Genomic DNA, 7,564 nt, shown 5'->3' with positions numbered 1-7,564 from the left:
CGGAGCACTGCGAACTCCCCATTTCTATTTGTTTAATGAAGCTCGAAAATTGATTTATACAGGTAGAGCGGTTGATAATCCCAGAGATACCTCAAAAGTGCAGGTTCGCGATTTAGAACGAGCCATTGATGAATATTTGGCGGGCAAAGAAGTTTCGGTACCAGTAACCAACCCGATTGGCTGCAATGTAAAATGGGATGGGAAAGATAAACATTGGATGCCAGCAGATTCTTGTGATTTAATATAATTTTTTTTGTTTAGTGTTTTTTTGTAGTTTTAATTAAGTTAAATATAAAGCAGATTAGTTGTTAGTTATCTATCTGATAAACTGATTGTACTAAAAAAAGCCACTATGAAACCAAAATTACTACTGTTTTACTTGTTCATTTCTCTATGTCTGATTTCCTGCGACGATGAGAATGATACGGGAAGCATCGATTTCGATGAAGATGAATTTGTTGAGAACCTAAACAACTGGAATCAACTAAACTTACAAAACTATAGTTATGAATATTCCAACTCGGGTTGTTCTGGTACAGGAATGTCGTCTGATATTGGAATTGAGATGGTTAATGGAGAAGTAGAATCTGCTGTTGCTTTGGTCGAAAATGGGATTCAAGGTTCAGAGAAGTATCTGATAGATGATCTATTTGCTGAAATCCGATCAACTTATGAGGAGAATGAAGGTCTTGAGTCTACAAGTGATGCTTATCTCGAAGAAATTGAAGTTATTTACAATGAGGAATATTTTTATCCCGAAGAGGTTCGTTATATTTATCACATTCCTGAAGGGTACGATGGGTTATGGAATTTCTATCAATATATTACCAATTTTGAACCAACGAATTAGTGCTTCTAAAAAATACGAATATAAAAAACGGTTCCAAATTTTGGAGCCGTTCTTTTATAGATCAGTAAAGTTAGTTTTCTTTTAACTTTACCTTTTTTTCCTTTACCCTTTAATATAGTGTTCTTCCCGGATAAACTTTCAATGCTACAGCAAGAGTTTCCATGGCTTTAGCTAGCTCTTCTTTCTGCAATACGTAGGCAATTCGAACTTCATTTTTACCCAAACCAGGTGTTGCGTAAAATCCCGAAGCCGGTGCAACCATTACTGTTTGGTTTTTATATTCAAAATCCTCTAGCATCCATTGGGCGAATTTGTCGGCATCGTCAATTGGAAGTTTTACTACGGTGTAAAAAGCTCCTTTAGGTGTAGGTGAGTAAACGCCTTCCATTTTATTTAAGGCCGCGACCGTAAAATTGCGACGAGCAATGTACTCTTTATACACTTCATCGAAATATTCCGGAGGAGTATCCAAAGATGCTTCGGCAGCAATTTGACCAAAAGCAGGAGGACACAAACGTGCTTGTGCAAATTTTAAAGCGGTAAAAATCACCTCTTTGTTTTTGGTAATCATTGCACCAATTCGCACACCACATTCGCTGTAACGTTTCGATACCGAATCCATTAAAATAACATTTTGTTCTACACCTTCTAGTTTCATGGCCGAGAAATGCTCTTCGCCATCGTAACAGAATTCACGGTAAACTTCATCAGAGAAAAGGTATAAATCGTGCTTTAAAATGAGTTCGCGCAACTGATTCAATTCTTCTTTTGAATACAAATATCCTGTTGGATTGTTTGGATTACAAATAACAATACCTTTTGTTTTCGGAGTCATCAATTTTTCAAACTCTTTAATACTAGGCAAAGCAAAATCATTTTCGATGCTCGAGGTAATTGGCTTAACAACTACACCGGCAGCAACAGCAAAACCATTGTAATTGGCATAAAAAGGTTCTGGAATTAAAATTTCATCACCAGGATTTATACAGGTCATCAAAGCAAAAGTAATGGCTTCCGATCCTCCTGTAGTAATCAACATTTCGTTTTCATCAACATCAATTCCGATGTTCTGATAATATTTAGCCAATTTTTTTCGATAGGAATGATTTCCCGCTGAATGAGAGTATTCAATGACCTTTTCGGTGCAATTTCGAATGGCTTCCATCGCAATTTCCGGGGTTTTAATATCCGGTTGTCCGATGTTTAATTGATATACAACTCGTCCTGCAGTTTGGGCAGCTTCAGCATAAGGAACCAATTTACGAATTGGTGACTCAGGCATTAATCTTCCTTTATCTGATATTTTAGGCATATGATTGGTGTTTATGTGTTGTGTTTGTTTCGCAAAATTAGGTAAAATTCAATCCAAAAAAAATGATTTTCAACGCTTTTATAAATCCCTTTTTAGATTGTAAAACTACATATTAATTAACTGGTTATTAGTTGATATTATAGGGTTGTGAACCAAATATTTTTTTTTACTTAAGTATTCTAGATCGCTTTCTTCCAGATTGTTGCTTTTTATTGGGGATTAATCGCTTAGATTTTCTTAATTTTGACCCAAATTTTTTTAATAGTATAGATTTTTAAATTTTAGTTAAACACATGGAAATCCCAACAAAGTACAATCCTGCAGAATCGGAGGACAAGTGGTATAAGTATTGGATGGATAAAGGATTCTTCCACTCAGTACCAGACGAGAGAGAGGCGTATACAATCGTAATACCTCCACCAAACGTCACCGGAGTGTTACACATGGGGCATATGCTGAACAATACAATTCAAGATGTATTGGTTCGTAGAGCCAGATTGTTGGGAAAAAATGTCTGCTGGGTGCCAGGTACCGATCATGCATCTATTGCCACCGAGGCAAAAGTGGTGAACAAGCTAAAGCTAGAGGGAATTTCTAAAGAAGATATTACTCGTGATGAGTTTATGAAACATGCTTGGGAATGGAAAGAAAAGCATGGGGGCATTATCCTTGAGCAATTGAAGAAATTAGGTGCATCTTGTGATTGGGAGCGAACAGCTTTCACCATGGATGAATCCTTATACGAATCGGTTATTGATGTTTTTATTGATCTGTATAAAAAAGAAAAAATTTACCGTGGCGTTCGTATGGTGAATTGGGATCCTTCTGCACAAACTGCTGTGTCTGATGAAGAGGTGATCCACAAGGAATTGCAATCGAAATTGTATTATTTGAGATATCAAATTGAAGGAAGCGAAGATGAGTATGTGACCATTGCAACAACTCGTCCAGAAACCATTTTAGGTGATACTGCTGTTTGTGTGAACCCTAAGGATGAGCGTTTTGCTCATTTAAAAGGCAAGCGGTGTATTGTTCCCTTGGTAAATCGTTCTATTCCTATTATTCAGGATGAATATGTGGATATGGAGTTTGGTACGGGAGCTTTAAAAATTACTCCTGCTCACGATATTCACGATTATGAAATTGGCGACAAGCACAATTTGGAAACCATCGATATTTTTAACGATAACGGTACCATGAGCGAAGCTGCACAGCTTTACATTGGTAAAGATCGTTTCGAAGTTCGTGATTTGATTCTTCCTGATTTGGAAGCTGCAGGAAGCATGGTTAAAATAGAAGACTATGTGAACAAAGTAGGTTTCTCGGAACGTACCGATGCAGTTATTGAGCCTAAGTTGAGTATGCAGTGGTTCCTAAATATGAAGGAATTGGCTGAGCCAGCTTTGGAGCATGTGATGAATGATAATATTCAATTGCATCCAGCTAAGTTCAAGAATACTTACCGCCATTGGATGGATAATGTGAAAGACTGGTGTATTTCTCGTCAGTTGTGGTGGGGACAGCGTATTCCGGTTTACTATTTGCCTGAAGGTGGACACGTAGTTGCAAAATCAATAGAGGAAGCTCTTGTGGCGGCAACAGCTAAAACAGGAAAAACATATCAGGCAGAAGACTTACGTCAGGATGAGGATGTATTGGATACATGGTTTTCTTCCTGGTTATGGCCAATCTCTGTTTTCGATGGTATTCGTAATCCTGAAAACGAAGAAATTAAATATTATTACCCAACTAACGATTTGGTTTCAGGACCCGATATTCTATTTTTCTGGATTGCTCGTATGGTAATTGCAGGATATGAGTACCGAGGAGAAAAACCATTTTCGAATGTTTATTTGACAGGTATTGTTCGTGACGAGCAGGGCCGCAAAATGTCTAAGTCACTAGGTAATTCTCCTGATCCACTAGATTTAATTGCAAAATATGGTGCCGATGGGGTTCGTGTAGGAATGTTATTGTGTTCGCCAGCGGGTGGAGACTTGCTTTTCAACGAGAACTTGCCAGAACAAGGTCGTAACTTTACCACTAAAATTTGGAATGCATTCCGATTGGTTAAAGGATGGGAAGTTGCCGATATAGAACAGCCTGAATATGCACGCATAGCAACTGAAGTTTTTCATGCTCGTGTGAATAGCACTATGGAACAGTTGGATGAGCAGTTTAAACAATATCGTATCAGCGAAGCTTTAATGACTGTTTATACTTTATTCCGCGATGAATTTTCATCTTGGTATTTAGAGATGGTGAAGCCAGCTTATCAGCAGCCAATCGATCAAAAAACTTTCGATTCAACAGTTGCTCTTTTCGAAAAGTTGATGCAGCTGTTACATCCATTTATGCCTTTCTTAACCGAGGAAATTTGGCAGTTACTTGCCGATCGTTCCGAGGAGGATAGCATTATGGTTTCAGTGATGCCTAAACCAGATTCTTATGATGCTGATTTGTTAGCAAAATTTGAGCAGGTGAAGGAAGTGATTGTAGCTGTTCGTAATATCCGTAAGCAGAAAAATATTGCTTTCAAGGAAGTATTAGAAATGAATTACAAAGCAAAAGGAGATAATTACGATTCTTCTTTCGATTGTGTAGTGGCTAAAATGTGTAACCTGAAAGAGATTTCGACTGCTAAAGGTGAAATGACGGGTGCAATGTCGTTCATTGTAAATGCTGTTGAGTTTTTTATTCCTCTTGGCGATCTTGTGAACGTTGAAGAAGAGATTAAAAAGATGGAAGATGAGTTGAAATATACTCAAGGATTCTTGATGTCGGTACAGAAGAAAATGAGCAACGAGCGTTTTGTAAATAATGCTCCTGCTAAAGTAATCGAGATTGAGAAAAAGAAAATGGCCGATGCCGAAGCTAAAATTAAAGTTTTAGAAGATCGTATTGCCAGCATGAACTAAAAGAGATCATCTCCTTATATACTTATGCCGTTTCATTCATTTGAAACGGCATATTTTTTTAAATTAATTTTATGTTGACATTTTGATTCTGCTCAGCATATTTTATTGTAAATGTTAACAATCCTAAAATCTTCGAATAAAATGCATTTGCTTAGTTAAATTTATCTAATTTTACGCGCTAAAATACATTCAATAAACACAAATAGTAAACAAAAGTATATCAATTAATTGTGAGTAAATTAATTCATAAATATCGAATTTTATTACTGATCGGTGTTGTTGTTCTTGCTGTTTTTTCGGTGGGGCAATTTTCAAAACTTCGAATCAATCCAAGTTTTAACGATTACATTCCTGCTGGAGTTGGGAACAGAGCTTATTTGGAAAAGTTAGATAGTATTTTTGGCGGAAGTGAAAAGTTACTGCTGATTCTTACAAATGAAGAGGGAATTATTAATCCAGATACTTACGATCGTATCCTTAAATTAACCGATGAGCTGCAGGGTTTGGATGGAGTGGAAAGGTGCATGTCGCTAATCGATGTAATCGAGATTCAATTGGAAGATGGAATTACAAGTTTTAATCCGATTGTTGACGAAATACCAGAAGAAAAAGAGGAATTATTGCTGCTAACAGAAAGAATTTTAAAGAATGAAATGGGACAACGTTTTGTGTCTCAGGATCTAACTGCAACGGCAATTATTATAAGTAAATCAACAGAGATTGATGACAAGTTGATGATTCAGGGAATTAAAAATGTTATTGAGAATAATCCGGGTGATGAGGAGGTGTATATTGGTGGATTGGCTTACGTAAGACAATCGATAAAATCATACATTAAACATGATTTGCTCACGCTTTTGCCCGGTGCGATCGTACTAATGCTTTTGATGCTATTTTTTGCGTTCAGGGAGTGGAAGGGGGTTTTTATTCCTTTTGTAGTGGTTATTTTATCTATTCTATTCTCCTTTGGCTTGATGGCAATTATTGGTTGGGAAATTTCATTGATCACGATTTTATTGCCAATTATGTTGATTGCAATAGCCAACGATTATAGCATTCATCTAATTAATTTGTATCAGGAAAAAGTAGAAGATTCGCAGGGCAGAAGCATGAAGGAAATTGTCATCGAAATCTACTACGAATTACGCAAACCGATTCTGATCACTGCTTTAACCACAATTGGTGGAATTTTGGGTTTGCTGTCTCATAAAATGCCACCTGCAGCCCAACTTGGTGTTTTGGCAGCTGTAGGTATCGGATTGGCTCTTTTAATGAGCTTATTTTTGGTGCCAGTTTTATTGAGTTTTTATCCAATTCCGAAAGATAAAAAGCTAAAGAAAATCCACAAAAAGTTTTTCATGACCTATGTTCTTGATCTTTTTGCAAAGTGGGTAAATGTTTATCCGAAAAGAGTGATTGTTACTTTTGTTCTTGTTGCCTTGCTAAGTTCAACGGGATTGTTCTTTTTAAAGGTAGATACCAATGTGGAAAGCTATTTTATAGGAAAATCGGATATTAAAAAGGGGATTGAATTGGTCAATGAAAAATTCGGAGGCTCTCAATATGTGTCTATATTATTTCAGGGTGATGTTTTGTCGCCAGAAGTGCTGCACCGAATGGAAAAATATACCGAGGAAATCCGTAAAGTTCCTCACGTGGGTCACATTATTTCGCCAAGTACCTTTTTTAAAGAATTGAGTAAAGGAATGTATATGCCCAACGAATTGGGTTATGAAGCATTGCCTACGTCCGAAGATGAGGCGCTACAATATATGGAGCTATTAGCTATGAGTGGCTACGACGGCTCGGTTTCTCAATTGATTGATTACAATTATGAGCATGCCAGAATTTTGGTTAGTATGACAGATGGAAGTAACCAAACAATGAAGTCAATTTTAAAAGCTTTGGGAGAGCTAACAGCTAATGATCCAAATCTTGTTTGTATTGCCGGACCAGGTCTTTCCAAAATTCAGATTGCCGATATGGTAATTTCTGGGCAAATAAAATCGTTACTAATGGCTTTGCTCATTATCTTTGTATTATTGGCTTTAATTTTTAAATCTATGATTGCTGGCCTGAAAGGAAGTTTGCCATTGGTTTTATCAAGTCTGTTTTTGTTCGGTTTAATGGGCTTTTTAGGCATTCCTTTAGATATTGTAACCGCATTGTTATCCTCAATAATGATTGGTGTTGGTGTTGATTATACCATTCATTTTTTGTGGAGGTACAAATCGGAGTATGCAGATTTGAGCGATAGTAAACAGGCAATTGTGAATACATTGAAAACCGCCGGAAGAGGAATTATTTTCAATGCTTTTTCTGTAATTGTCGGCTTTTCTATTCTGATTTTTTCAAGCTTTGCACCGCTTCGCTTTTTTGGCGTACTGGTTGTTGTTTCTATTTTTTCCTGCCTGATTAGTGCTCTTTTGCTGATTCCGGCTGTAATTGTAGTAAGCAAACCTCAATTTTTAGAACCAAAGTAAA

The 7,564-nt window shown here is 36.8% G+C and carries 4 protein-coding genes and 1 pseudogene; 4 read left to right on the top strand and 1 reads right to left on the bottom strand.

The genetic code is table 11. From position 1 onward, the window contains the following. A pseudogene (locus ABYT26_RS05035) lies at window positions 1-247 on the top strand (thioredoxin family protein); the annotation flags it as partial. A gap of 105 nt (window positions 248-352) precedes the next feature. After that, a complete protein-coding gene (locus tag ABYT26_RS05030; RefSeq protein WP_372751799.1) occupies window positions 353-850 on the top strand; it encodes a DUF6174 domain-containing protein in 498 nt (165 codons plus the stop codon). Window positions 851-959: 109 nt separating this feature from the next. Here ABYT26_RS05030 and ABYT26_RS05025 read toward each other — a convergent pair whose 3' ends face one another. Beyond that, complete coding sequence (locus tag ABYT26_RS05025) at window positions 960-2,162, bottom strand: pyridoxal phosphate-dependent aminotransferase (RefSeq protein WP_372751798.1); 1,203 nt, start codon at window positions 2,160-2,162, stop codon at window positions 960-962. Window positions 2,163-2,455: 293 nt separating this feature from the next. On the opposite strand from ABYT26_RS05025, the gene ABYT26_RS05020 reads away from it, so the two are divergent. Both ABYT26_RS05020 and ABYT26_RS05015 read left to right on the top strand, forming a co-directional pair. Further along, window positions 2,456-5,080, top strand: a complete 2,625-nt coding sequence (locus ABYT26_RS05020; protein WP_372751797.1) for a valine--tRNA ligase — start codon at window positions 2,456-2,458, stop codon at window positions 5,078-5,080. 230 nt (window positions 5,081-5,310) lie between these two features. Continuing rightward, window positions 5,311-7,563, top strand: coding sequence for an RND family transporter (locus tag ABYT26_RS05015; RefSeq protein WP_372751796.1), 2,253 nt, complete (start codon window positions 5,311-5,313; stop codon window positions 7,561-7,563). Window position 7,564 lies beyond the last annotated feature (1 nt).

Origin of the sequence: Labilibaculum sp., from assembly GCF_041595635.1 — a bacterium.
Lineage (GTDB): Bacteria > Bacteroidota > Bacteroidia > Bacteroidales > Marinifilaceae > Labilibaculum.
This window is presented reverse-complemented; position numbering and strand designations above follow the sequence as displayed.

Bases quoted from the DNA above. Each gene is read 5' to 3' on its own strand.
- ABYT26_RS05030 (WP_372751799.1), top strand. From the start codon at position 353: ATGAAACCAAAATTACTACTGTTTTACTTGTTCATTTCTCTATGTCTG.
- ABYT26_RS05025 (WP_372751798.1), bottom strand. From the start codon at position 2,162: ATGCCTAAAATATCAGATAAAGGAAGATTAATGCCTGAGTCACCAATT.
- ABYT26_RS05020 (WP_372751797.1), top strand. From the start codon at position 2,456: ATGGAAATCCCAACAAAGTACAATCCTGCAGAATCGGAGGACAAGTGG.